This is a genomic window from Gemmatimonadaceae bacterium (assembly GCA_020851035.1).
Lineage (GTDB): Bacteria > Gemmatimonadota > Gemmatimonadetes > Gemmatimonadales > Gemmatimonadaceae > JACMLX01.
Genome location: JADZDM010000005.1, coordinates 335,883 through 358,051, shown reverse-complemented (window position 1 = coordinate 358,051; position 22,169 = coordinate 335,883). Strand labels below are relative to the sequence as shown.

Genomic DNA, 22,169 nt, shown 5'->3' with positions numbered 1-22,169 from the left:
CACCATCCATGGCCGCCACCACCATCCGCCCCCCCGTGCGCCAGCCGGCTGACAGGCGCGCACACCGCTACGACGACCCCGCGCCGCACCGCACCACGCGCTACGACGCGCCCGGCACCGGCGCCGCGTCACGCATCGAGACACCTGCGGCGCGCCGCACCGTCTATCGCGCGCCCGCGGCTGCGTCGGCCCTCACCTACACCGCCCCGACGGTCCGCCGTCGCACGGAGACCGGCGCGTGAGCGCTGCGGCGGCCGCACTCCCGGGCGCAAACAGCCGTCCGGCGCGCACCGCGGAAGTCGCCCTCGCCATCGGCGTGGTCGCGATCGTCTCGCTGCTGATCGTTCCCCTCCCCGCCGTCATCCTCGACCTGCTGCTCGCCGCCAGCATCGCCAGCGCCCTGGTGGTGCTGCTGGTCGCGCTGAGCACCAAGGACCCGCTCGAGTTCTCGTCGTTTCCCGCCGTCCTCTTCATCCTCACGCTCTTCCGCCTCGGGCTGAACGTCAGCTCCACGCGGCTCATCCTCGGGGAAGGTCACGCCGGCAGCATCATCCAGGCGTTCGGCACCTTCATCCTGCGCGGCAACTACGTCGTCGGCATCGTCGTCTTCCTGATCCTGCTCGCGATCAACTTCGTGGTGATCACGAAGGGCGCCGGGCGCGTGGCCGAGGTGGCCGCCCGGTTCACCCTCGACGCCATGCCCGGCAAGCAGATGGCGATCGACGCCGACCTCGCCGCCGGCCTGATCGACGAGGCCGCCGCCCGGGAGCGCCGTGAGCGCGTCTCGCAGCAGGCCGACTTCTTCGGCTCGATGGATGGCGCCTCGAAGTTCGTGAAGGGTGACGCGGTCGCGGCACTGCTCATCACCGGCATCAACATCATCGGCGGCATCATCATCGGCGTCGTGCAGAAGAACCTGCCGATCGGTGCCGCCGCCAGCAAGTACGTGATGCTCACCGTCGGTGAGGGCCTGGTGAGCCAGGTGCCGGCGCTGATCATCTCCGTCGCCGCCGGCCTGATGGTCACCAACTCCGCCAACGGACGCGGCATGGGTGACGTGATCTCCGGCCAGCTCGCACGGCAGCCACGCGCGATGTGGATCGCCGCCGGCGTCTTGGGCAGCTTCGCGCTGATGCCGGGGCTGCCCGCGTTCCCCTTCCTCGCGCTCGCCGGCACCATGGCGTTCGTGGCCCGGAGCGCCACCGCCATCGAGGACCGCGCCACCGAGGCGCAGGCCATCGCCGATGCGCCGAAGCCTGCGCTGCCCGCCACCACTGACCCGATGCAGGACCTGCTCCAGATCGACCCGATCGAGCTGGAGGTGGGCTACGCCGTCATCCCGCTCATCGACGAGAAGCAGGGCGGCGACCTGCTCGAGCGCATCGCCCTGCTCCGCAAGCAAGGTGCGCAGGAACTCGGCATCCTGGTGCCGGCGATCCGCATCCGCGACGACATCCGCCTGCCAGCCAACGAGTACGTGGTGAAGATCCGCGGCGCCGAGGTGGCCCGCGCCGAGGTGATGCCGCGCTTCCTGCTGGCCCTCAACACCGGTGGCGTGATGCAGGAGATCGACGGGATGGACACCGTCGACCCGAGCTTCGCCATGCCCGCGAAGTGGATCACCACCGCCGCGCGCATCGAGGCGGAGGCCGCCGGCTGGGTGGTGGTCGAGCCGAGCACCGTGATCGCCACCCACCTGATGGAGACGCTGAAGTCCCACGCCGCCGACCTGCTCGGCCGCCAGGACGTGCAGGAGATGGTCGATGCGCTGAAGAAGAGCCATCCCGCGCTCGTCGAGGAGATCATCCCCGGACGCATCACGCTCGGCACGCTGCACCGTGTGCTCCAGCGCCTGCTGCGCGAGCGGGTGCCGATCCGCGATCTCGTCTCGATCCTCGAGGCACTCGGTGACGCTGCCGAGCAGACGAAGGATCCCGAGCAGCTCACGGAAGTCGTCCGGCGCTCGCTGTCGAACCCGATCAGCCGCCTCTTCCTCGACATGACGGGCAGCGTGCGCGGTGTCACCATCGGCCCGCGCCTCGAGGCCGCACTGAGCGGCCTGTTCAGCCCGCGCAGCACGCAGCAGGGGATGTCGCTGCTCAACCCCGACACGCTCGCCACGCTGCTGCGAGACCTGAACCACATCGCGACCATGCACGCGGTCGAAGGCCGGCCGCTGCCGCTCATCACCCCGCCCACGCTGCGCGTCGGCGTGCGGCGCCTCATCGAACCGGTGCTCCCGAACGTGCCGGTCGTCAGCCTCGCCGAACTGCCGGCGTCGGTGAACCTCACCTCGGTTGCCACCTGGGAATTGCCTTATGCGGCTTGAGACATTTCGTGCCCGCGACCTCAGCGCCGTCGCGCGCAGCGCCGAGGCCCTCTTCGGCGACGACGCCGTGGTGCTGCAGACGCGCACCGTGCGCGATGGAAACGAGCAGTCGGTGGAGGTCGTCGCCGCTTCCGCAGCGGATGTCGAGGCCTTCCGGCGGCAGCTCACGCCAACGCACCTGCCACTGCCGTCGGAGCGGCGCACCGGTCGCCCGTACCTGATCGCCCTCGTCGGTCCCACCGGCGCCGGCAAGACCACCACCGTCGCCAAGCTGGCGGCCAACGTGCACGGCTTCGGCACCTGGAACGTGGGACTGCTCACGCTCGACACCTTCCGTGTGGCAGGGCTCGAGCAGATCGCCACCTACGCCGAGATCACCGGCTGTGCGCTGGAGGTGGCGTACGACACCACCGACGCCGCGACGGCACTCGCGACCCTCGGCTCGCTCGACGTGGTGATCGTGGACACGCCCGGGCGCAGCCCCAAGGCCGGCGCACGCGACGAGGCCTGGTGGCCGATCCTGCGCGCGCTGCGTCCCGACGAGATCCACCTCGTGCTTCCCGCCGGCATCCGCGCCGATGTCGCCGCGGCCACCATGGCGTCGCACGCGGCGCTGCGACCCACGCACCTGCTCCTCTCGAAGCTCGACGACGTTCCGGGTGACGCCGGCATCGCTGATCTCGCCGCACTGCTGGCCCTTCCCACCCGCTGGCTCACCGATGGCCTGGATGTCCCGGCCGACCTGAAGCCCGCTCCCCAGCGCATCCTCGCATCCCTCGGCCTCGTGGCCGGACAGGTGGCCGCATGACGAACTCCGCACGTACCCGCCGGCCAGTCATCTCCGCCGCACGCCCCGGCGTGGCGGCCGCCGCCAACACCGTCATGCCGCTGGTCCCGCCGGCCGACACGCCGGTCGTGCGCTCCCCGCGCGCCACCCTCACCACCACCACGCGCAGCGGCGCTGCGGCCACCACCAAGCGCAAGGAGCCCACGATGGATCCGCAGGTGTCCCTCTGGCGGTTGATGTCCGAAGGTGATGCCGGCGCCCGCGAGCAGCTCCTGAAGGAACACCTCGGACTCGTGCATCACGTCGCCCGCCAGATGTCGAAGACGCTGGCCGTGAAGGCCGACTTCGACGAGCTGGTGAGCTCGGGCTCGATCGGGTTGATGTCCGCGCTCGAGGCGTTCGACGTGGAGCGTGGCCTCGCCTTCAGCACCTTCGCGGCGCCGCGCATCCGCGGCGCGATCCTCGACGAGCTGCGGCGCCAGGACCACGTGCCCCGCTCCATCCGCCGCAAGACGCGCGAGATCAGCCAGGCCCGCGAGACCCTCGGCCGCGTGCTCGGGCGCACCCCCAGCGACCGCGAGGTCGCCGACCACCTCGGCGTGGACCTGCCGACGCTCTGGAAGTGGCGCTCCGACATCGAGGGGGCCCACCACGTGCCGCTCGACCGCAGCCCCAGCGAGACCGAGACGCTCGCGCCCACGCCGATCGAGGTGCTGGCCGACGAGGCCAACGACTCGGTGGACGACATGATCACCCGCGAGCAGGAAGTGCATCACCTGCGCGACGCGATCCTGCGCCTCAAGGAGCAGGAGCGCACGGTGCTCAGCCTCTACTACTTCGAGGAGCTGAAGCTGCACGAGATCGCCGACATCCTCGAGCTCACCGAGAGCCGCGTGTCGCAGATCCGCAGCAAGGCGCTGCAGAAGCTGCGCACCGAACTCCGGCCGCTGCGTGAGGAGGTGGCGTGATGTCACGACTCGACCTCGACGCCGCCCTCGCCCGCGCCACCGCGATCGGCCGGTTCCTCGTCTCGGGGGACCAGCTCATGATCTCCATCACCGGGGCGCTGCTGCTGCTGGCGTTCGTGCTCGCGATCATCGCGATCTGGCGCGGTCGCCGCCGTGAGGCGCGCCAGCCGGCCATGTCGCCGGAAGCCAGTGGCTTCACGCGCTGGCTGACGCCGATGGGGATGATGTCCATCCCCGCCGAGCAGGCGGTCGTGAACCGTCCGCGTCGCAGGTCAGGCTCGGTGAAGACCGTGAAGGTGCACACGCCGGTGTCGAAGGTCTCGGCACGTGCGTTGAAGAACGCAGGTGCCGATGCGCTCGAGATTGCACGTCGCACGGGGCTGTCGCGCGATGCGGTGGTGATGATGATGGCGAAGGCGGATCCCAGGGCTGCCGCCGCGCGCACAGCCGCGTCGAAGGCGGTCGTCCCGAAGCGCGATGTGACGCGCACCGTCTACACCGAATCGCGCAGCATGGTGGAGCCGTCGACCTATGGTCACGCGGAAGCCGCCCGCACGGCGCCGAAGTCACGAGCGCTCGGCACCCGGTTCACCGCGCGGTTGGGGTGAGGTAGTCGGGTCGCGTTCACGCGCACCGTTCAAGGAGACGGGGATCTTGACCTCGAAATCGCGCGAAAGAACCGCAGTGTTTCGATGACAATGACTCTGACTCCTTGCCACCGAAATCGTGCGGATGACGATGACTTTGATGACGATGACTCTGCCACCGAAATCGTGCGGATGACGATGACTTTGATGACGATGACTCTGACTCCTTGTCATCGAAATCGTGCGAGCACCCCGGCAGTGCCTGCCGAGCGCGGCACGGACTGCCGGGAGCCAGGGCAGGGCGGGTGTGGCACGAGCCTCACAAGTCATTACACAGCAACGACTTGAACCTTTCGACCGGCTGGCCCTGCGCTTGCGCATGATCGGCACCGGACACTTGCCCAACCGCCATGCCTCCCATCCTCAAGAACACCGGCCTGACCTCCGCCGCCGCCGCCCTGCACTTCTACGAGCGGCGCCAGCAGGCCATCGCCAACAACCTGGCCAACGTCGACACCACCGGCTTCAAGAAGGAACGGGTCTTCGGCCGCATCGTGGACGACGCCGTCGCCGCCGCGGACGCCGTCACCGACCGCTCGCAGGGCGACATCACCCCCACCGGCAACGCCCTCGACCTCGCGATGGAGGGCAGCGCCTTCCTCGTGGTCCAGACGCCAGACGGCGAGCGCCTCTCCCGCGGCGGCGCGCTCCGGCTCGACGACCAGCGTCGCCTCGTCACGCAGCAGGGCCACCTCGTGCTCGGCGAGCGCGGGCCCATCACGCTGCCGCAGGGCGATGTCGGCTTCAGCCGCGACGGTGTGATCACCGTGCAGCCTCCCGCCGGCGAGCGCACCGCAGGCCCGGTGTCACGGGCCCCGTCCGTGGCGCTGCGCATCGAGAGTGTGCCGCCGAACCAGGCCCTCCAGCACGCCGGTGCCGGGATGTTCCTCCCCGGTGCCACCCGCACCCCCGCGACCGCAGCCGAGCGCCAGGTGGTGCAGGGCGCCGTCGAGGCCAGCAACGTCAACGCCATCGAGTCGCTCACCGAGATGATCGACACCGTGCGCGCCTACGCCGACATCCAGAAGTCCATCTCCGTGATGGACGACATCCGCGGCATCGCCGCCAACCAGGTCGGCAAGTCGGCCTGACCCGCACCGGAGCCCACGCATGGATCCCGCACTCCGCGCCGCCGCCAGTGGCATGCGCGCCCAGCAGACCCGCCAGGAAGTGATCGCGAACAACCTCGCGAACGTGAACACCACCGGCTACAAGCGCAGCCGCGCCAACTTCGAGGACCTGCTCTACCAGACCGTCAGCGGCCCGCAGGTGATCGGCGGACCCGCCGCCAACACGCTGCCGGCGGTGCAGATCGGTCGCGGCGTGCGCCTCGCCAGCGTGCAGAAGGACCACGCCCAGGGTTCGCTCGAGACCACCCAGAACCCGCTCGACATCGCCATCGAGGGTGATGGCTTCTTCCAGGTGCAGCTGCCCGGCGGCCAGCTCGCCTACACGCGCGACGGCAAGCTCCAGCTCTCCGACCAGGGTGCACTCGTCACCGCCGAGGGCAACCCGGTGTTGCCGAACATCCGCGTGCCTGCGCAGTCGTCGGCACTCAGCATCGGCCCCAGCGGCATCGTCAGCGCCATGCGCCCCGGCAGCTCCGTCCCCGAGGAACTCGGCCGCATCGAGCTGGCCCGCTTCACCAATCCGTCCGGCCTGCTCTCCATGGGCCAGAACATGTACACCGCCACGCCCGCCAGCGGCGAGCCCACCACCAGCTTCCCGCAGGACGAGGGCACCGGCCGGCTCATGCAGGGCGCCCTCGAGATGTCGAACGTCGAGGTGGTCACCGAGATGGTGGACATGATCACCACCATGCGCGCGTACGAGCTCACGTCGAAGGCCATCAAGACCAGCGACGACATGCTGCAGATCGCGAACGGCCTGGTGCGCTGATGCGTCTCGCGGTGGCCTTCCTCATCGCAGCCGGCGCGGCATCGACGGCCGGCGCACAACCGCGCGCCACGATCGACTCGCTGGTGCTGCGCATCACGGCCGGCTGGGCCATCGCGCCCTGTGCCACCCGCTGCGTGGAGTGGACCCTCGTGCGCGGCGACAGCACCGCCCTGCGCGCCGCCACCGCCGAGGTCAGCGGCAGCGACCGTACCGGCACCTACACCGTCACCATGCGCCCCTCGCGCTTTGCCGCGCCGGCGCTCGTCGCACGCCTGCACATCGGGCACGAGCAGCCCGGCGTGGTGGCCTCGCACACGATCATCCGCGGCCAGGCACTCGACCGCGGCGATGTCGAGCTGCGCAGCACCCTCGAATGGGGGGCGCCGGACCGGCCCTCCCAGGCCAGCCTGGCGGCGGTGCTCGGCACCGAGGCGCGTCGCATGCTGCGTGAGGGGGAACCCATCCGGCCAGGCGACGTGATCGCCCCGCCAGTGGTCCGCGCGGGTGACGTCGTGACGGCGGAAGTCGTGCGCGCCGGCGTGCGCCTGGCGCTTGCCGGCACCGCGCTCCAGAACGCGTCGCTCGGCGGGCGCGTCGCCATTCGTCTCGATCGCGGCCGGCGCCTTGCCGGTGTCGCGACCGGACGCAACACCGTGAGGCTGGACTGATGAAGATCTCGCAACGGGACATGATGCGCGCCACGGCGCTGATCGGGCTGACCATGTTCCTCACGCAGCACCTGCACGCCCAGCCACGGCGCGACAGCGTGGTGGTGTCACCGGCAGCACCCGCCACCGCACTCAACGCGCGTCCCGGTCGCCTGAACTGGACCTCCGACCGCCGCGCCTTCGCCGTCGGCGACCTGGTCATCGTGCACATCGACGAGTACACGCTGGCGTCGGCCAACATGACCGACAACGCCACCCAGCGGCGCAAGAAGGACACCGACTTCCAGCTCATCACTCCCGGCGCCACCGCCGCCACGGCCCCCGGCGCGGCGTTCAACACCAGCAACAACGGTGAGAGCACGCAACGCGGCGATCGCACCCGCCAGCTCCGGCTCGACGGCGAGATCACCGCCCGAGTCATGAGCATCGACCCGGTCACCGGCGTGCTCACGATCAAGGGCACCAAGACCATCGGCGTCGACAAGGAACAGCAGCTCATCAGCTTCACCGGCGCCATCCGCCCGCAGGACCTGGGCGGCACCAACACCATCGCCTCGTCACGCGTGGCCGATGCGAAGCTCGACATCACGAACAAGGGCAGCCTGGGCAAGGCGAAGCAGGGCCTGCTCAGCAAGATCCTCAGCGCCTTCTGGCCATGACCGTCCGCCGCAGGACCCGGCGCCGCACCGACCGCAGCGCCCTGCGCGTGGTCGCCGCCTGCGCGCTGCTCTCGCTCGCCCTCCTCACCACCGCCTCGGTGATGCACGGCCAGTCGCGCATCCGCGACCTCGTGCTGGCCGACGGTGCAGCACCGGTGCGCATGGTCGGCTACGGCCTGGTGGCCGGCCTCGACGGCACGGGCGATCGTGGCGCCGGTGGCTCGCAGGGTGGCCAGACGGTGCAGAGCATCGTGAACCTCCTCCGCCGCTTCGACATCACGGTGCCGGCCAACGTGCTCCGCACGCGCAACGTCGCGGCCGTGCTCGTGACCGCCGAGGTGTCGGCCTACCTCCGCCCGGGCGGGCACTTCGACGTGCAGGTCTCCAGCATCGGTGATGCACCGTCGCTGCGCGGAGGGGTGCTCTACATGACACCCCTCATCAGCGAGGTCGGGGGCACGCCGATGGCCACCGCACAGGGCGGCGTGGTGCTCAGCGAGGGCAGCAGCGGTGGCAGCCGGTCGTACGGCATGCGGGTCGAGACGAGCGCGCGCGTGCCGGGCGGTGGCATCATCGAGGCCGAACTGCCGCGCGCCGCCTACGGCACCGGCACCACCGCGCTCGCCCTCCGCGAACCGGACATCGCCGTCGCCAGCCGCATCGCCGCCGTGATCGACAGTGCGCTCGGGGCGGGCACCGCGCGGGTGGACGACCCGGGCTCCGTGACCCTCACGCTCAAGGACACCGCCGGCTCCGCCCGCAGTGCGGCCCTCAGCAAGCTGCGCGAACTGCCGGTGCGCGTGACCCGCGGCGCCAGGGTCGTGATCGACGGGCGCGATGGCACCGTCGTCGCGGGAGGCGACGTGTCCGTCGGCGAGGCCGTCGTGACACACGGCCAGCTCACGCTCACCATCGGCGGCGGCAGCGACAGCACCAAGGTCGAAGCCGGCGAGGTGCGCCTGCAACCGGGCACGTCGGTGCAGCGCATCGCCAGCGCGCTGCATGGCGTGCGCTCGTCGCCGCAGGAGATCGCCGCGATCTTCAGCGCCCTCCGTGAAGTCGGGGCGCTGGCCGCCGAGATCGTGATCCGCTGATGACGACATCCGTTTCCGGCATCACGCCGGCCCCCGTCGATCCGCGCGATGCGGCGATGCGGAAGGCCGCCACCGACCTGCAGGGCGTGTTCGTGCAGGAGCTCTACAAGACCATGCGCGCGAGCGTCGACAGCAGCGGCGGCCTGGTGGAGCAGGGCCAGGGCGAAGCGATGTTCGCCGGGCTCATGGATGAGCGGCTCGCCGCCGATACTGGTACGCGGTGGCATCGCGGACTGGGCGACGCGATCTACCGCGCACTCCGCGAAAAGGCTGGGCTGGGCGCCGCACCGGCCCCGCATGCGGCACCCGTCACCCCGTCCGTTGCATCACCCGTCCGGATCCCCTGAGCCTCGTCATGCTGCCGACCTACGCACAGAACTACGCCCCCACTGCCACCCCGCGCCGCGAGACGGCCGTCGAGGTGCTCTCGGACGTGCTGGGCACCGAACGGAAGCTGCTCGAGGAGCTCATGCTGGTGATGCGCAAGCAGCGCAGCGCCGTCGCCGACGACGACCTGCAGGCCCTCGACGACAGCGTCTTCGCCACCTACCGCGTGCTCGCCACCCTCGGCGAGGCCCGCCGCCGCCGCAAGAGCGTGAACCGCCTGCTCGGCGGCGCCGAGGACATGAACGTGAACGACCTCGAGGAGATCCTCGGCGATCGCGCCACCACCGCCGTCATCGACGCCCGCAACGCCCTGCAGGACGCCGCCGTCACCCTCAGCCGCGAGGTGGACATGAACAAGCAGGTCCTCCGGGCCGCGATGGACAACGGCAACGACTACGTGCAGAAGCTCTTCGGCGCACCGCAGCCCACCGCCACCTACGCCGCACCGGTGGCGGCTGCGGCCGCCCCGGTGATTCCCGCCGGCGTGCCGGTGATGCGGGCGCCCATCGCACGCCTCACGCCGGCGATGGTGCCGACGCAGGCGCGCTTCCTCGATCGATCGGTCTGAGGGGCATTCCATGAACTTCGGCGGACTGCTGAGCATCGCCCGGACCGGCCTCACCGCCGCGCAGGCACAGATCAGCACGACCTCGCAGAACGTCACCAACGCGCAGACGCCCGGCTACTCGCGCCAGCGTGTCTCGCTCAAGGCGAACTATCCCGAGCAGCTGCCGTTCGGCACCTTCGGCACCGGCGTGCTGGTGGATGGCGTCGAGCGCATGCGCGACGAGCTGATCGACTCGGCCTACCGCCGCGACTCGCAGGGGGCGGCCTACAGCGAGGAGCGTCGCGACGCGCTGCAGGCGGTGGAGAACATCCTCGGCGAGCCGTCCGAGACCGGCCTGGCCAGCAGCATCGAGCAGCTCTGGTCGGCCTGGAGCGACCTCTCCACCAATCCCGACTCCGACGCCGCCCGCGGCGTGGTCCGGCAGCGCGCCGCGCAGGTGGCCACGCAGCTCAACACCTACGGCAACCAGGTCGTGGATGCACAGACGGTGGCGCGCACCCGCCTCCTGGAGCAGTCGGCACGGGTCAACGCCCTCGCTGAGCAGGTGGCGGACATCAACAGGCGCATCGTGGCGGCCGAATCGGCCGGCAACCAGTCGCCGGACATGCGCGACCAGCGCGACATGAAGATCGACGAGCTCGCGTCGCTCATCGGTGCCACCGCGTATCCGCAGGCCGACGGGTCGGTGAACGTGAACATCGGCGGCGACTCGCTCGTCGACGGCGCCAACTGGAAGCCGGTCCGCATCCAGGCGCTGCTCAGCGATCCCACCCGCCTCGGCGTCGCCCTCGGCGAGGCCCCGTCGGGTGGCGGCAACTCCGAGACCATGTACCAGGTCGGCGGACAGATGGCCGGCACGCTCGACGCGTACAACAACATCTACCCCGACTCGCTCGCCGACCTCGATGGCGTGGCCGCCGCGCTGGTGTCGTCGGTGAACACGATCCATCGCACCGGCTTCGTGGGCACCACGGCCGCCGGCGACTTCTACGACGCCACCCGCACCACCGCACGCACCATCCGCCTCGACTCCGCGATCAGCGCCGACGTCACGAAGATCGCCGCGTCGGGCATCAGCGGCGAACCCGGTGACAACGGCGTCGCCATCGCCCTCTCGCAGCTCCGCACCACCCGCGTGCCGATCAACGGCCAGGTGGCGTCGATCGGCGAGGGGTACCGCACCGTCATCTCCACCATCGCCACTGGCGTCAGCGCGGCCAACGGCGTGGCCACCTCGGCCCGCACCCTCGCTACGCAGTCCGACGGCCGCCGCGAGAGCATCAAGGGCGTCTCGATCGACGAGGAGATGGTGAACCTCATGAAGTACCAGCAGTCGTACGCCGCCGCCGCACGCCTCATCTCCGTCGTCGACGAGCTCTCGCAGACGCTCATCAACCTCGGACGCTGATCTCGCAGCGGGTGACGCGGAGTCGTCACCCGGCAGGACCACAATTCGCACTGGGGACGCAAGGATGCTGATCCTGAGCAGGAAGGCCGGTGACGCGATCGTCATCGATGGGGGAATCCGGATCGTGGTCGTGCAGTGCGACCGCGGTGGGGTGCGCATCGGCATCGAGGCGCCACCCGAGACGACCATCCTGCGCGCCGAGCTCCTCGAGCAGGTGGCGGCGCAGAACCGGCGCGCCAGCGTCGATGGCGCCGCCGCCACGGCGCTGGTGGCCACCGGCAGCGCGCTCGCCCCACGGCAGCCCGCCCCACAGCCCTGACGCGCCCGCGTCACGGCATCCGCATTGCACGGCATTCCCCGCATGGACCGCATCGACTGCCTCGTGAGCGGGGCCGGCGTGGTGGGCCTGGCCGTCGCCCGTGCACTCGCGATGGCAGGCCACAGCGTCGTCGTGCTCGACCCCGCCGACGTGATCGGCTCCGGCGCCAGCTCGCGCAACAGCGAGGTCGTGCATGCCGGCCTGTACTACACCCCCGGCTCGCTCAAGGCGTCGCTCTGCACCGGCGGGCGCGAACTGCTGCTGGGGTACTGCGCTGCGCACGGCATTCCGTGGCGCCGGATCGGCAAGCTGGTGGTGGCCGCCGGTGAGGCCGACCGCCCTGCGCTCGAGGCGATCGAGGCGCGGGCACTCGCCTGCGGCGTCACCTCGCTGCAACGGCTCACCGGCAGCGAGGCCCGTGCCCTGGAGCCGGCCCTCACCTGCCACGCCGCCCTCTGGTCGCCGGAGACCGCGATCGTGGACACACACGCCCTCATGGCCGCACTGCGCCGCGACGCTGAGCTGGGCGGTGCGGCCATCGTGCTGCGCACCGCACTCAGCAGTGCGCAGCGCATCGGCGATGCCTGGCGCGTGACGACGACGGAGGCCGACGGATTCCGCATCGACGCCCGCTGGATCATCAACTGCGCCGGCCTGGATGCACAGGCGGTGGCACGACGGCTCGACGGGTTCCCCGGCACGCACATTCCACCGCTGCACGTCGCCAAGGGCAACTACTTTGCGCTCGATGGTGCCGTCCCGTTCGCACACCTGGTGTACCCGGTGCCGTTCGATGGCGGGCTTGGCATTCACCTCACCCTGGACATGGCCGGCCAGGCACGCTTCGGCCCCGACGTCGAGTGGCTCCCGGATGGCGCACCGCGCACGCTGACGGTCGATCCCGCCCGCGCCACCGCCTTCACGCGCGAGGTGCAGCGCTACTGGCCCGGGCTCCCGGACGACGCACTGCGGCCCGCCTACGCCGGTTTCCGCGCCAAGCTCAGCGCCCGCGGTGCACCGGCCGCCGACTTCCGCATCGACGGGCCGCGGTCCCATGGCGTGCGCGGCGTGGTGCACTGCTTCGGCATCGAGTCCCCCGGCCTCACCGCGTCACTCGCCATTGGCGCGCACGTGACGGCCCTGGTGCAGTCCGCCGGTCACTGACCCGCGGGCAGTCCTCCGCACACCACTGCAGTCACGCTGCGCGTGATGCGCCGCCGAGCTCCTCGATCAGCGACGGCCAGACGGGGTTCGAGGCATCATGCACGGCCAGCTGCGCCAGCCACGACAGCGCATCCTCCACCCGCCCCTCGCCCACCGCGAGCTGCACGGCATCCACCGCCGCCGCGAGGTCGAACGGCGGCGCACCACCCACCGACAGCGTGGTCAGCGGCGGCACCTCGCGCATCCGCAGCCGGGCCGCCTCCCGCCCGTCCACCGCAGCGCGGAGGAACAGGCGGTAGTCCTCGGCGCGACAGGCCCAGGTCCACGCCGGGATCACTGCCGCCGACGCGGCACGGCCGAGTCGGGCGCGCAACGCGGGGTCGTCGCGCAGGCGCAGGACCGCATCGGCGAACGCCACCGGTTCGCGTCGCACGACCAGCGCCGACTCGCCGTCCACGAGGTACTCCGGCACCGTGCCGGCCTCGGTGGTGACGATCGCCGCGCCGGTGGCGGCCGCCTCGAGCAGCGAGTTGTTGTTGCCCTCGGTCTGCGAGGTGCACACGTAGGCGTCGATCGATGAATAGAACGCCGGCATCTCGTCCAGCGTCAGGTTCCGGTCGGCATACCCGCAGAACACGAGCTCCACGCCTGGCAGTGCGGCCAGCGGCGCGATGAAGTCGGCGAACCCCTTGGTGGCAGTGTTCCGGTTGCCGGCCCACCCCACGCGGATCGTGCCGGTACGCCCCTCGCGCACCACCGGCCGGAATCGCTCGCCGTCGATGCCGTGCGTGACATACGCCACGTCAGGCAGCCACGGCGACAGCGCCCGCTGCAGCCGCCGCGACACCACGTGCGTGCGCTGGAAGTGGGCCCGCAGGTAGTGCGCGAGCTGCTCCGCCGGCACGTTCTCCCAGCTCACGTGTGACCGCACCGCCGTGACGTACTTCCACGGCGACCGGATCTGTGCCGTGGGCACGAGGCCGAACTCCATCGCGTAGACCAGGTCGAACGCATCCTCGTCGAACGGCATGGTGTGGTAGTGCAGCACGATCTCGAACTCGTCCTGCAACGCCACCTGCAGCGTCCGGACGTGCCGCTCGAAGATCCAGTCGGGCACGTCCGCGATCGCGAGGATCCGCGGGCGCGGCGCGGGCCGTGGCGCCGGCACCGGCACGCCGGCATGGGCGGGAACCGTCCCGGGAGGTGTCATGCTGTGCTCCGCCGGCAGCGGCACCGGCGCGGCGACTGGCACCGCGGGTGCCGGAGCCGCTGCCACGTCGTGCAGCGAATAGAGGGTGAACCGGCCACTGTGCACCGGCGTGCGCAGCCGCAGCGCTTCCAGGATCGGCTCGCGGTTGCCGGCGTCCCGCAGCAGCGCCGTCTCCACCAGCATGAAGTTGATGCCGTACCGGCTGACCAGGCGGTCCAGTTCTCCGCGCAGGTACGTGTACCCATCGGTGGTGTCCTCGAGCAGGTAGGCAAAGTGGTCGTCCCCCTGCTGCAGCGTGTGCTGGAAGAGGAACTCCACGCGCTCCGACCCGGGCTCGGCACTGTCGATGAGCAGGTCGTGCAGCAGGAAGGCGGCCTTCACCGGCACCGTTGCGATGCGCACGGGGGAACCGCGACGCACGAGCGCCGACAGCAGCGCGCGCTCCTCGCCGAACCCCACCTGCGGATAGTGCAGCGCCGCCTGCGCCGCGGGCCACTGCCGGTGCGCGAGCTGTGCGACCGTCACCGCGAGCACCAGCGAGAAGCCGAGCACCGTGGCCGTCAGCGCCAGCGATGGCACGGCAGCCACCAGCAGCACCGCCAGCACGACGATCGCCGCGAGGCAGTGCTCCACGTACCGTTCCGCCTCACCCAGGAACAGGAGTGGCGGCAGCAGCGTCAGCACGAACAGTATGCCAGCGGCCAGCGACACCTGCGCGAGGGCGCGAGCCACCGGATCCGCGAGCGCGGCATCGACCGTCCGGTTCGACAGCGCCAGCGCGAGTGCCACCACCAGCGGCAGCACACCCGCCAGCATCTTCCACCACGGCGAGGTCTGGAACGCGTGGCCGAGCGCGTGCCCGTCACGCACGGGGTGCGCCAGCAGTCGCAGGAAGGCGGCCACGCGCGTGCGCACCGGCATCGCCCGCAGGCTCACCACGTTCACGATCGTGCGCTGCACGCGACGGTACCATCGCCAGTGCGCGAACTTGTGGTGCAGCACGGCCCACACGCCAAGACCGGGAATCGCGCAACCCACCAGGGTCGCGACGAACATCGCGGCGGTGGGCCACCAGTTGCCGCTGAGCAGCGACACGAGTGTCGTCACGCCGAACATCGTCTGCATCCCGAACTGCGAGGTGAGGATGATCAGCCACGTCAGCGGCACGAGGACGGCCGCCAGCCACGCATCACCGCGCGCCACGCAGGCCACCAGCAGCAGGATCCAGAGCGTGTTCAGCAGCAACCCGAACGATCGCGCGTTCGGGGCCGTGATGCGCGCATGGTCCACCGTCGGGAGCAGCAGCGGGTTGAGTCCGAATCCCAGTGCCGCCAGCAGCGCCACCTCGCCCGGAAGCGCCGGCGCCAGCACCCGGATCGCGGCCCACACCAGCAGCGCCGACGCCGTGTCGGCGAGGTAGTTCGCCCAGTAGCGCCCGCGCGTCCAGAGACGCCGCGGCAACCGGCTCACCAGCCAGAACACCAGCGGTGGATAGCCATACGTGCCCGGAAAGACGGAGTTCGACACGTCGAAGCTGAGCCAGCGGCTCCGGCGCTGGGCCTCGGTCACGCGCACCGAGCCGACGTTGTCGCTCGAGGCCGTGGTGGCGGCCGTCAGGAAGGCGAACCGTGCCAGTGTCGTGGCCAGCACCAGCACCGCCCCGTGCAGCAGGAGGATCGTCATCGTCACCGCAGCGTCCGGAGGTGTGACAGGAACCGTGCATGGTCCACGGCGAAGTTCCCGGTCACGCGCTGGCCCGGGTCGACGTCGCGCGTCACCACGGCGCCGATCGTGAGGGTCGCGCCGTCGCCGACGGTGACGCCGCTGGACACCGAGACCCCTGGCCCCACCCACACGTCATCGCCGAGGGTGGCGCTGCCGGCGATCATCGCGCTGGCCGCCAGCAGGCAGCGGCGGCCGATGCGGACGTTGTGCGCGACGTGTACGAGGTTGTCGAGCTTGGTCTCGCTGCCGAGCTCCGTGAAGCCGCCGAAGACGGCGCGGGAGATGGCGCTGTTGGCCTGCACTTCCACCGCATCCCCCAGCCGCACGCCGCCGGCATGGGTCACGGCCAGGATCCGCCCGTCGACGCGCTTGAACTCGAAGCCCTGCGAGCCGATCGTGCACCCGCTGCGCAGCACCACACCCGCACCCAGCACGGAGCGCTCGAGCACCGTGGCGTTCGGCTCCACCACGCAGCCGGCCCCGATGCGCACGTTGCGCTCGGCCACGTACGCGCGCGGATGGATGCGCGCCGTGGGGTCGACCTCGGTGGCGAAGTCGGTCCAGTAGAACCCGTCGGTCCGGGCCAGCAGGTTGTGCAGCTCGAAGAACGCGCGCCGCGGCGATGCACACACCGCCACCGCCACCCCGTCGGGCACCTGGCTGGCCAGCGCCGGCGTCGTGAGCACCGACGACACGTGCGGGTTGCCCTGCAGGCCACGGAGCCACCTCGGCTCCTCCACGAACACCAGCGTGTCCGCCGTGCCCGACGTGGCCGCGCCGAGCGTGCTGAACGCGCCGTCCCGGACGATGTCGATCGTCACCAGCGACGCGAGGTCGGACAGCCGGATCCGCATCAGCGGCGGGCCACCACGGTGATCCCCGCCTCTTCCACGTGCAGCCGCTCCACGGACAGCCCGGCCTCGGCGCACCACGCCTCCACCTCGCCGGGGGTGTGGCGGTGGCAGTTGGCCGGCCGGAACCAGTCGAAGTTGATGTGGTTCATCTCGTCGAGCGTCAGCTCGGGGCGATGGAACAGCTTGCAGACATGCCAGTAGAACAGCCGCTGCACGTCGATCGGGCCGGCGGGAATGCCCAGCAGCGGCACGGCCTCGGGCACGTGCACGGTGGCACCCAGCTCGCCGAGGGCGATGCCGAGCCGCGTCAGCGGTTCCAGCGCGCGCCAGGCCGCGTCGTTGTCCAGCGCGGCAAGCTGCGCGCGGATGTGATCGTCCGTGAACTCGCGAACCGGTCCCTTCTTCGCATACACGTAGGCCAGGAACCGCCCGCCCGGCGCCAGCGCGCGCGCCAGGTGCAGGAAGGCCGCCCGCGTGTCGTCGGTGTGGTGCAGCACCCCCTCGCTGAAGAGCAGGTCCACTGACCCTGCCGGCAGCGGAACCGTGGTCAGGTCATGCTGCAGGAAGCCGGCGGGAATGCCGCGCGCCGCGAACTGCGCCGCTGCCACCCGCACCGCGGTCGAGATGTCGATGCCGAGGTAGTCGTGCGCACGCAGGCGATCGCCGAACAGGGCCAGCGCCGAGTGTCCCGCGCCGCAGCCGGCGTCCACGATCAGGCGCCCCGGCTCCGCCAGCCACTCGTCCAGCCGCGCCTCGTCACCACCGCAGTAGCGATCGAGCATCCACGTGCGTGACATCGCCTGCACCGGCTGCGAGGTGAACGTCTCGGTCCGGTGCCACTTGTAGCCGAAGGTATCCGCGGTCTGGTCCTGCGCCGCCGAGGCCATCGCCTCCGGTGCCACGAGTCCGGCCAGGCCAAGGCGCTCGATCGCACGTGGCAGCGTGGGTGACTTTGGAGTGGGAACGGTGGCGAGGGTCATGGAACGTGGGGGTGCAGGGGTGTGGAGTGCTCAGGCACAGGCCGGGTGTGGTGCGGGCGCTGTGTCTGGCACGAGCATGCCCAGCGTGCGGCCGCCGGCGGCGGCCTGCAGCGTGGCCAGTGCGCGCGTGAAGGCCGTCGCCGGCCCGTCGCCGGTCGCGCGGTGCCGTGTGAAGGCCTCCGCCGGTGCATCGGCAAGCACCGGCCACGCGGCCTTCAGTGCCGCATACGGCGCTGCCGTGGCGCCGTTCAGCGCCACGTGCACGGGATGGAAGTTCAGCACCCGCAGTCCGCCGCCACCCGGCGCCGACACATCCCAGAGCGGATCGACGGCGAGCTGCTCCACGTCATCCTCCCACCAGATCGGCACGCGCGCGAGCACGCCGTGCGGGAAAGGCTGCTCCACGACACCCAGGTTCGGGTGCCGGCGCAGCAGCAGGCTCGAGTCGATGCGGATCTCCGAGCGTGCCAGCACCTCGTCCAGCAGCCGCGAGGAGCTCACCAGTCCGTGCGTGCGCATCACCCGCGCCTCCGGCACCAGCGCCAGGCAGTGCGCCAGCACGGCGTCCACCGTCGCGCCATGCGTCGATCCCGGCATGAAGTTCGGGTGGATTCCCAGTTCGAACAGGTCGCCACGCTCCCGCAGCCGCTCGACAGCGGGACTCGCATGTGTGATGAACCATGTCGCGCGCACGCCGGCAGCGGCCAGCTGCCCCGCGACGGCATCGATCACGTGGTCCGGCGCCCAGTCCACGTCGAGCGTGATGAGCAGTTCCGCCGGTGCGCGGCTGGCGCGTGTCCCGGTCATCACCGGGTCCCGTCGCGGTCGTACTGCAGCGTCACACCGCTGGCCGCGTCCAGCACCACACGCCCCACGATGCGGGCGGGGCTCCCCACCGCGATGCTGTGGTCCGGGAGCGACTGCTTCACCACGCTGTTGGCGCCCACCAGGCAGTGCCGCCCGATCGTCACGCCCTTCGTGATCACGCTCATCGGGCCGATGTAGCAGTGGTCCCCGATCGAGACCGGCGCGCGTTCGTAGGCGGCATTGCCGCCGGACAGTGCCCAGGCCACCGAGTCGTGCGTGTAGACCTGCACGCCGGCCGAGATCGAGCAGGTGGCACCGATCGCCAGCCCGCCGGAGCCGTCCAGCAGCACCTGCGGCCCGATCCAGGTGAGCTCGCCCACCTGCACGGTGCCGATCACCACCGCACTGTCGTAGATCGAGGCGCCGTCACCGAAGCCGAGTGCGCGCGCGCGCGCCCAGCGGTCCACCACCATCTCGCCGAACGGGAGGCTGCGATCGAAGCGCTGGCGCAGTTCCACCGAGCGCGTCGCATGCAGCGCGCGCAGTCCGGCTTCGAGCACCGCCATGCCGTCCTGCGTCTCGGTGCTCATGCCGGCACGCCTGCGAACACGGCATGCAAGGCCTCCACCACCCGTGCGCAGTCCCCTTCCGTCATCCCGGCATACATCGGCAGCGTGATGCTGCAGCGCTCGGCCAGGTAGGCGGCGGGAAAGTCCGCCGGCTGGTAGCCGTACGCCGCGGCGTAGTAGTGCAGGTGCGGCGGGGCGTGCGTCCCCTGCCGCGTCACGATGCCCTGCGACTCGAGCGCCGACATGCCGTCGTTCCGCCGGGCGAAGAGCCGGTCCACGTTCCCCAGGGTCGGCGCCTCCGGCTGGAAGAGGCAGACGTACGACTGCTCGCCGTGGCGCACCCGGGGATCGCGCCGCGGCGTGCGCAGCCACTCGACACCCGCGAGCATCGCGTCGTACCATGCCGCGGCCTGCCGGCGACCGGCCATGATCCACGCCGCCTTGCGCAGCTGGCTCGTGCCCAGCGCGCCCTGCAGGTCGGTCATGCGGTAGTTGAAGCCCAGGTGCCGGTACTCGGCCAGCAGGAAGGCGTGGCGCTGCTCGTGCCGTTCCAGGTCGGAGCGACTCGCGCCATGGTCGCGGAGCGTGCGGATCAGCGCGGCGTGGTCGGCGCGGTCAGTGGTGACCATCCCCCCCTCGCCGGTCGTGATCGACTTCCGCGGGTGGAACGAGAAGCAGCCGAAGTCACCGAACGTCCCCACGTGGCGCCCGTCCAGCCAGGTGTCGAAGCCGCAGGCGGCATCCTCCACCACCCACAGCCCGTGCGCGCGCGCGATCGCCATGATCCGGCCCATCGGCGCCGGCTGCCCGAACAGGTGCACCGGGATGATCCCGACCGTGCGCGGCGTGATCGCCGCCTCGAGCAGGTCCGGGTCGATGTTGAACGTGTGCAGGTCCACGTCCACGAACACCGCCTTCGCACCGCAGTGCTCCACCACGTTGGCGGTGGCGATCCAGGTGAAGGCCGGCACCAGCACCTCGTCGCCCGGTCCGAGCCGCAGCGCAGCCATCGCCAGCTGCAACGCGGTCGTGCACGACGTGGTCGCCATCGCGTGGCCGGCCTGCGTCCACCCGGAGAAGTCGCGCTCGAACGCCGCCACGTACGGCCCCTGCACCACCCAGCCGCTCTTCAGCGGCTCGAGGATCGTCGCGAGGTCGTCGGCGTCGAAGATCGCCTTGGTGATCGGAACCTGGCTCATGCGGCATGCTCCCGGGGGAGTGGTGGAACGGTGGCGGTGACGGTGGACTCGCCGTCGCGGAAGCGGCGCAGCCACCACTCGAAGCAGAGCAGCGACCAGATCACCAGGCGGTGGTTCACGCGGCCGGCCATGTGCTCGTCGAGCAGCACGCCGACCGTGACGGGGTCGAGGAACTCGTAGATCCGCGCATCACGCGTGTGGAGCAGGCGCCGGATGTACTCGATGCTCTGCCCGCGGAACCACCCCGCATCCGGCGCCGAGAAGCCCTGCTTGCGCCCGTTCGCGTAGCCGGCCGGCACGTAGCGCGAGAGCGCCTTGCGCAACAGCAGCTTGCCGTCACCGGTCTCGTCGAAGTACTGCTGTCCCTTCCGGCCCGGCGTGTTCTCGTCCATCCGCACGATGCGGTCCACGTTCTTCAGCTTGTACTTGACCGGCACCCGCAGCGCGAAGTCCACCAGGTCGTTGTCCAGGAACGGCACCCGCGTCTCCAGGCCGTGCGCCATCGACAGCTTGTCCTCCACCACCAGCAGCCCGCTGAGGAAGGTGGAGAGCTCGAAGTAGAGCGAGTGGTTCACGTAGTCGTCCGGCGTCATCGCCAGGAACGAGCGCCGGCGCAGCACGTTGCGGAACGCCGCCTCGGGCGGGTGCGTCACCAGCGCCTGCGCCACCGCCGGCTGGAAGAACGTCGCGCGGTGCTGGTCCGGCACCAGGCGCTGCCAGTACGCGTAGTACTTGTCGAGGTACTGCGCGGCATCGTCGTTCTTCACCGCGCGGTAATAGCGCCACGGATAGCCGGCAAAGATCTCGTCACCACCGGTCCCCGCCAGCACCACCTTCACGAACCGCGATGCCAGGCGCGAGATGTAGTAGTTCGGGTAGCTCTGCCCCACGCGCAGGTCCTCGAGGTGCCACACCAGGTCCGGCAGCACCCGCTCCATGTCGCCCGCCTTCAGCACCACCTGGTAGTGCTCCGTGCGGTACGCCGCGCTCAGCACCTCGGCCTTGGCCCGCTCGTCGAACGCCAGCTCCAGCCCCGACGCCGACGACACGTCGAAGCCCGCCGTGAAGCTCTTCACGTTCGGGTGGCGCCCCGCCGTGAGGCAGGTCACCGCACCGGAGTCGATGCCGCCGCTGAGGTACGTGCCCACCTCCACGTCGGCCTGCACCTGCCGGTCCACCGCCTGGCGGAAGAGGCGATCCAGCTCCTCGAGGTATTCCCCCTCGCTGACACCCTTCTCCTCCACGAACTGGTAGTCCCACCAGCGGGCCACCGCGAACGACTGGGGGCGCCCCATGTCGAGCGTGATCGAGTGCGCGCGCGGCAGCAGCTTGATGTCACGGAACAGCGTGCCGTCACTGAACACGTTCTGGAACGAGAAGTACTCGCCCAGCGCGGCATGGTCCACGCGCACGGTCGTTGCCGGGTGCTGCAGGATCGACTTGATCTCCGACCCGAACAGCAGCGTGCTCCCGTCCCAGCGGTAGTACAGCGGCTTGATGCCGAACCGGTCGCGCGCCAGGAACAGCCGCTGCTCGCGCGCGTCGAAGATGGCGAAGGCGAACATGCCGTTGAGCTTCTCGAGGCACTTCGCTCCCCAGGCCCGGTACGCCGCCAGCAGCACCTCGGTGTCACTCTGCGTGCGGAACACCGCACCGCGCCGGCCCAGCTCCGTGCGCAGCTCGCGCCAGTTGTAGATCTCGCCGTTGAACGTGACCACCAGCGACCCGTCGTCGCTGTGCATCGGCTGCGCCCCCGTGGGTGACAGGTCCACGATCGCCAGCCGGCGGTGCCCGAACCCCACGCCGGCGCCGATCCACTGTCCCTCGCCGTCCGGCCCGCGGTGGCGCACGATGTCGGTCATCGCACGCAGCACCCCCGGCGAGACGGGGGTGCCCTGCACGTTCACGATGCCGGCGATGCCGCACAT

22 protein-coding genes are annotated in these 22,169 nt (G+C 70.7%); 15 read left to right on the top strand and 7 right to left on the bottom strand.

The annotated features are described in order from the left end of the window. The first annotated feature begins 8 nt into the window (after positions 1-8). From IT355_05335 to IT355_05265, 15 genes are all read left to right on the top strand, one after another. Complete coding sequence (locus tag IT355_05335; GenBank protein ID MCC7052668.1) at positions 9-242, top strand: hypothetical protein; 234 nt, start codon at positions 9-11, stop codon at positions 240-242. Then, a complete protein-coding gene (gene flhA / locus IT355_05330) occupies positions 239-2,329 on the top strand; it encodes a flagellar biosynthesis protein FlhA (GenBank protein MCC7052667.1) in 2,091 nt (696 codons plus the stop codon). Before IT355_05335 ends, flhA begins: the two co-directional genes overlap by 4 nt. Further along, the gene (locus tag IT355_05325) at positions 2,319-3,137 is read left to right on the top strand and encodes a hypothetical protein (protein MCC7052666.1); all 819 of its coding nucleotides are present in this window, start codon (positions 2,319-2,321) and stop codon (positions 3,135-3,137) included. The genes flhA and IT355_05325 overlap by 11 nt, the downstream gene beginning before the upstream one ends. Next, positions 3,134-4,084, top strand: a complete 951-nt coding sequence (locus tag IT355_05320; GenBank protein MCC7052665.1) for a FliA/WhiG family RNA polymerase sigma factor — start codon at positions 3,134-3,136, stop codon at positions 4,082-4,084. Before IT355_05325 ends, IT355_05320 begins: the two co-directional genes overlap by 4 nt. Further along, positions 4,084-4,692, top strand: a complete 609-nt coding sequence (locus tag IT355_05315) for a hypothetical protein (protein ID MCC7052664.1) — start codon at positions 4,084-4,086, stop codon at positions 4,690-4,692. Before IT355_05320 ends, IT355_05315 begins: the two co-directional genes overlap by 1 nt. Before the next feature lie 389 nt (positions 4,693-5,081). Continuing rightward, positions 5,082-5,822 carry a flagellar hook basal-body protein gene (locus IT355_05310; protein ID MCC7052663.1) on the top strand — a complete coding sequence of 247 codons (741 nt, stop codon included), beginning with the start codon at positions 5,082-5,084 and terminating at the stop codon, positions 5,820-5,822. Positions 5,823-5,841: 19 nt separating this feature from the next. After that, positions 5,842-6,630 (top strand): flagellar basal-body rod protein FlgG, encoded by a 789-nt coding sequence (gene flgG / locus IT355_05305; GenBank protein MCC7052662.1) that lies wholly within the window; start codon positions 5,842-5,844, stop codon positions 6,628-6,630. Next, positions 6,630-7,298, top strand: coding sequence for a flagellar basal body P-ring formation protein FlgA (gene flgA / locus IT355_05300; GenBank protein ID MCC7052661.1), 669 nt, complete (start codon positions 6,630-6,632; stop codon positions 7,296-7,298). The genes flgG and flgA overlap by 1 nt, the downstream gene beginning before the upstream one ends. Continuing rightward, positions 7,298-7,957: a flagellar basal body L-ring protein FlgH gene (locus tag IT355_05295; GenBank protein ID MCC7052660.1), complete on the top strand. Its 660-nt coding sequence runs from the start codon at positions 7,298-7,300 to the stop codon at positions 7,955-7,957. The genes flgA and IT355_05295 overlap by 1 nt, the downstream gene beginning before the upstream one ends. After that, entirely contained in the window at positions 7,954-9,051 is a 1,098-nt protein-coding gene (locus tag IT355_05290) for a flagellar basal body P-ring protein FlgI (protein MCC7052659.1), read from the top strand. Before IT355_05295 ends, IT355_05290 begins: the two co-directional genes overlap by 4 nt. Further along, positions 9,051-9,398, top strand: a complete 348-nt coding sequence (locus tag IT355_05285) for a rod-binding protein (protein MCC7052658.1) — start codon at positions 9,051-9,053, stop codon at positions 9,396-9,398. Before IT355_05290 ends, IT355_05285 begins: the two co-directional genes overlap by 1 nt. Positions 9,399-9,406: 8 nt before the next feature. Further along, positions 9,407-10,006, top strand: coding sequence for a flagellar export chaperone FlgN (gene flgN / locus IT355_05280; protein MCC7052657.1), 600 nt, complete (start codon positions 9,407-9,409; stop codon positions 10,004-10,006). A 10-nt stretch (positions 10,007-10,016) separates the two neighbouring features. Then, positions 10,017-11,414 carry a flagellar hook-associated protein FlgK gene (gene flgK / locus IT355_05275; GenBank protein ID MCC7052656.1) on the top strand — a complete coding sequence of 466 codons (1,398 nt, stop codon included), beginning with the start codon at positions 10,017-10,019 and terminating at the stop codon, positions 11,412-11,414. A gap of 64 nt (positions 11,415-11,478) precedes the next feature. Continuing rightward, the gene (locus IT355_05270) at positions 11,479-11,733 is read left to right on the top strand and encodes a carbon storage regulator (protein ID MCC7052655.1); all 255 of its coding nucleotides are present in this window, start codon (positions 11,479-11,481) and stop codon (positions 11,731-11,733) included. Positions 11,734-11,775: 42 nt separating this feature from the next. Then, entirely contained in the window at positions 11,776-12,897 is a 1,122-nt protein-coding gene (locus IT355_05265) for an NAD(P)/FAD-dependent oxidoreductase (GenBank protein MCC7052654.1), read from the top strand. Between the two features lie 31 nt (positions 12,898-12,928). Here IT355_05265 and IT355_05260 read toward each other — a convergent pair whose 3' ends face one another. From IT355_05260 to asnB, 7 genes are read right to left on the bottom strand one after another with little or no spacing between them, the layout of a single operon-like run. Further along, positions 12,929-15,796, bottom strand: a complete 2,868-nt coding sequence (locus IT355_05260) for a glycosyltransferase family 4 protein (GenBank protein MCC7052653.1) — start codon at positions 15,794-15,796, stop codon at positions 12,929-12,931. Continuing rightward, the gene (locus IT355_05255; GenBank protein MCC7052652.1) at positions 15,793-16,686 is read right to left on the bottom strand and encodes a UDP-3-O-(3-hydroxymyristoyl)glucosamine N-acyltransferase; all 894 of its coding nucleotides are present in this window, start codon (positions 16,684-16,686) and stop codon (positions 15,793-15,795) included. The genes IT355_05260 and IT355_05255 overlap by 4 nt, the downstream gene beginning before the upstream one ends. Next, the gene (locus tag IT355_05250; GenBank protein MCC7052651.1) at positions 16,686-17,666 is read right to left on the bottom strand and encodes a class I SAM-dependent methyltransferase; all 981 of its coding nucleotides are present in this window, start codon (positions 17,664-17,666) and stop codon (positions 16,686-16,688) included. The genes IT355_05255 and IT355_05250 overlap by 1 nt, the downstream gene beginning before the upstream one ends. A 30-nt stretch (positions 17,667-17,696) precedes the next feature. Next, complete coding sequence (locus IT355_05245; protein MCC7052650.1) at positions 17,697-18,473, bottom strand: hypothetical protein; 777 nt, start codon at positions 18,471-18,473, stop codon at positions 17,697-17,699. Next, positions 18,473-19,063 (bottom strand): acyltransferase, encoded by a 591-nt coding sequence (locus IT355_05240; GenBank protein MCC7052649.1) that lies wholly within the window; start codon positions 19,061-19,063, stop codon positions 18,473-18,475. The genes IT355_05245 and IT355_05240 overlap by 1 nt, the downstream gene beginning before the upstream one ends. After that, complete coding sequence (locus tag IT355_05235) at positions 19,060-20,241, bottom strand: DegT/DnrJ/EryC1/StrS family aminotransferase (GenBank protein MCC7052648.1); 1,182 nt, start codon at positions 20,239-20,241, stop codon at positions 19,060-19,062. The genes IT355_05240 and IT355_05235 overlap by 4 nt, the downstream gene beginning before the upstream one ends. Beyond that, positions 20,238-22,169 carry an asparagine synthase (glutamine-hydrolyzing) gene (asnB, locus tag IT355_05230; GenBank protein ID MCC7052647.1) on the bottom strand — a complete coding sequence of 644 codons (1,932 nt, stop codon included), beginning with the start codon at positions 22,167-22,169 and terminating at the stop codon, positions 20,238-20,240. Before asnB ends, IT355_05235 begins: the two co-directional genes overlap by 4 nt.

Bases quoted from the DNA above. Each gene is read 5' to 3' on its own strand.
- IT355_05285 (MCC7052658.1), top strand. From the start codon at position 9,051: ATGACGACATCCGTTTCCGGCATCACGCCGGCCCCCGTCGATCCGCGC.
- IT355_05265 (MCC7052654.1), top strand. From the start codon at position 11,776: ATGGACCGCATCGACTGCCTCGTGAGCGGGGCCGGCGTGGTGGGCCTG.
- IT355_05335 (MCC7052668.1), top strand. From the start codon at position 9: ATGGCCGCCACCACCATCCGCCCCCCCGTGCGCCAGCCGGCTGACAGG.
- flgK (MCC7052656.1), top strand. From the start codon at position 10,017: ATGAACTTCGGCGGACTGCTGAGCATCGCCCGGACCGGCCTCACCGCC.
- IT355_05250 (MCC7052651.1), bottom strand. From the start codon at position 17,666: ATGACCCTCGCCACCGTTCCCACTCCAAAGTCACCCACGCTGCCACGT.
- asnB (MCC7052647.1), bottom strand. From the start codon at position 22,169: ATGTGCGGCATCGCCGGCATCGTGAACGTGCAGGGCACCCCCGTCTCG.
- IT355_05310 (MCC7052663.1), top strand. From the start codon at position 5,082: ATGCCTCCCATCCTCAAGAACACCGGCCTGACCTCCGCCGCCGCCGCC.
- IT355_05245 (MCC7052650.1), bottom strand. From the start codon at position 18,473: ATGACCGGGACACGCGCCAGCCGCGCACCGGCGGAACTGCTCATCACG.
- IT355_05240 (MCC7052649.1), bottom strand. From the start codon at position 19,063: ATGAGCACCGAGACGCAGGACGGCATGGCGGTGCTCGAAGCCGGACTG.
- IT355_05290 (MCC7052659.1), top strand. From the start codon at position 7,954: ATGACCGTCCGCCGCAGGACCCGGCGCCGCACCGACCGCAGCGCCCTG.
- IT355_05320 (MCC7052665.1), top strand. From the start codon at position 3,134: ATGACGAACTCCGCACGTACCCGCCGGCCAGTCATCTCCGCCGCACGC.
- IT355_05270 (MCC7052655.1), top strand. From the start codon at position 11,479: ATGCTGATCCTGAGCAGGAAGGCCGGTGACGCGATCGTCATCGATGGG.
- flgG (MCC7052662.1), top strand. From the start codon at position 5,842: ATGGATCCCGCACTCCGCGCCGCCGCCAGTGGCATGCGCGCCCAGCAG.
- IT355_05315 (MCC7052664.1), top strand. From the start codon at position 4,084: ATGTCACGACTCGACCTCGACGCCGCCCTCGCCCGCGCCACCGCGATC.
- IT355_05325 (MCC7052666.1), top strand. From the start codon at position 2,319: ATGCGGCTTGAGACATTTCGTGCCCGCGACCTCAGCGCCGTCGCGCGC.
- IT355_05255 (MCC7052652.1), bottom strand. From the start codon at position 16,686: ATGCGGATCCGGCTGTCCGACCTCGCGTCGCTGGTGACGATCGACATC.
- IT355_05295 (MCC7052660.1), top strand. From the start codon at position 7,298: ATGAAGATCTCGCAACGGGACATGATGCGCGCCACGGCGCTGATCGGG.
- IT355_05235 (MCC7052648.1), bottom strand. From the start codon at position 20,241: ATGAGCCAGGTTCCGATCACCAAGGCGATCTTCGACGCCGACGACCTC.
- flgA (MCC7052661.1), top strand. From the start codon at position 6,630: ATGCGTCTCGCGGTGGCCTTCCTCATCGCAGCCGGCGCGGCATCGACG.
- flgN (MCC7052657.1), top strand. From the start codon at position 9,407: ATGCTGCCGACCTACGCACAGAACTACGCCCCCACTGCCACCCCGCGC.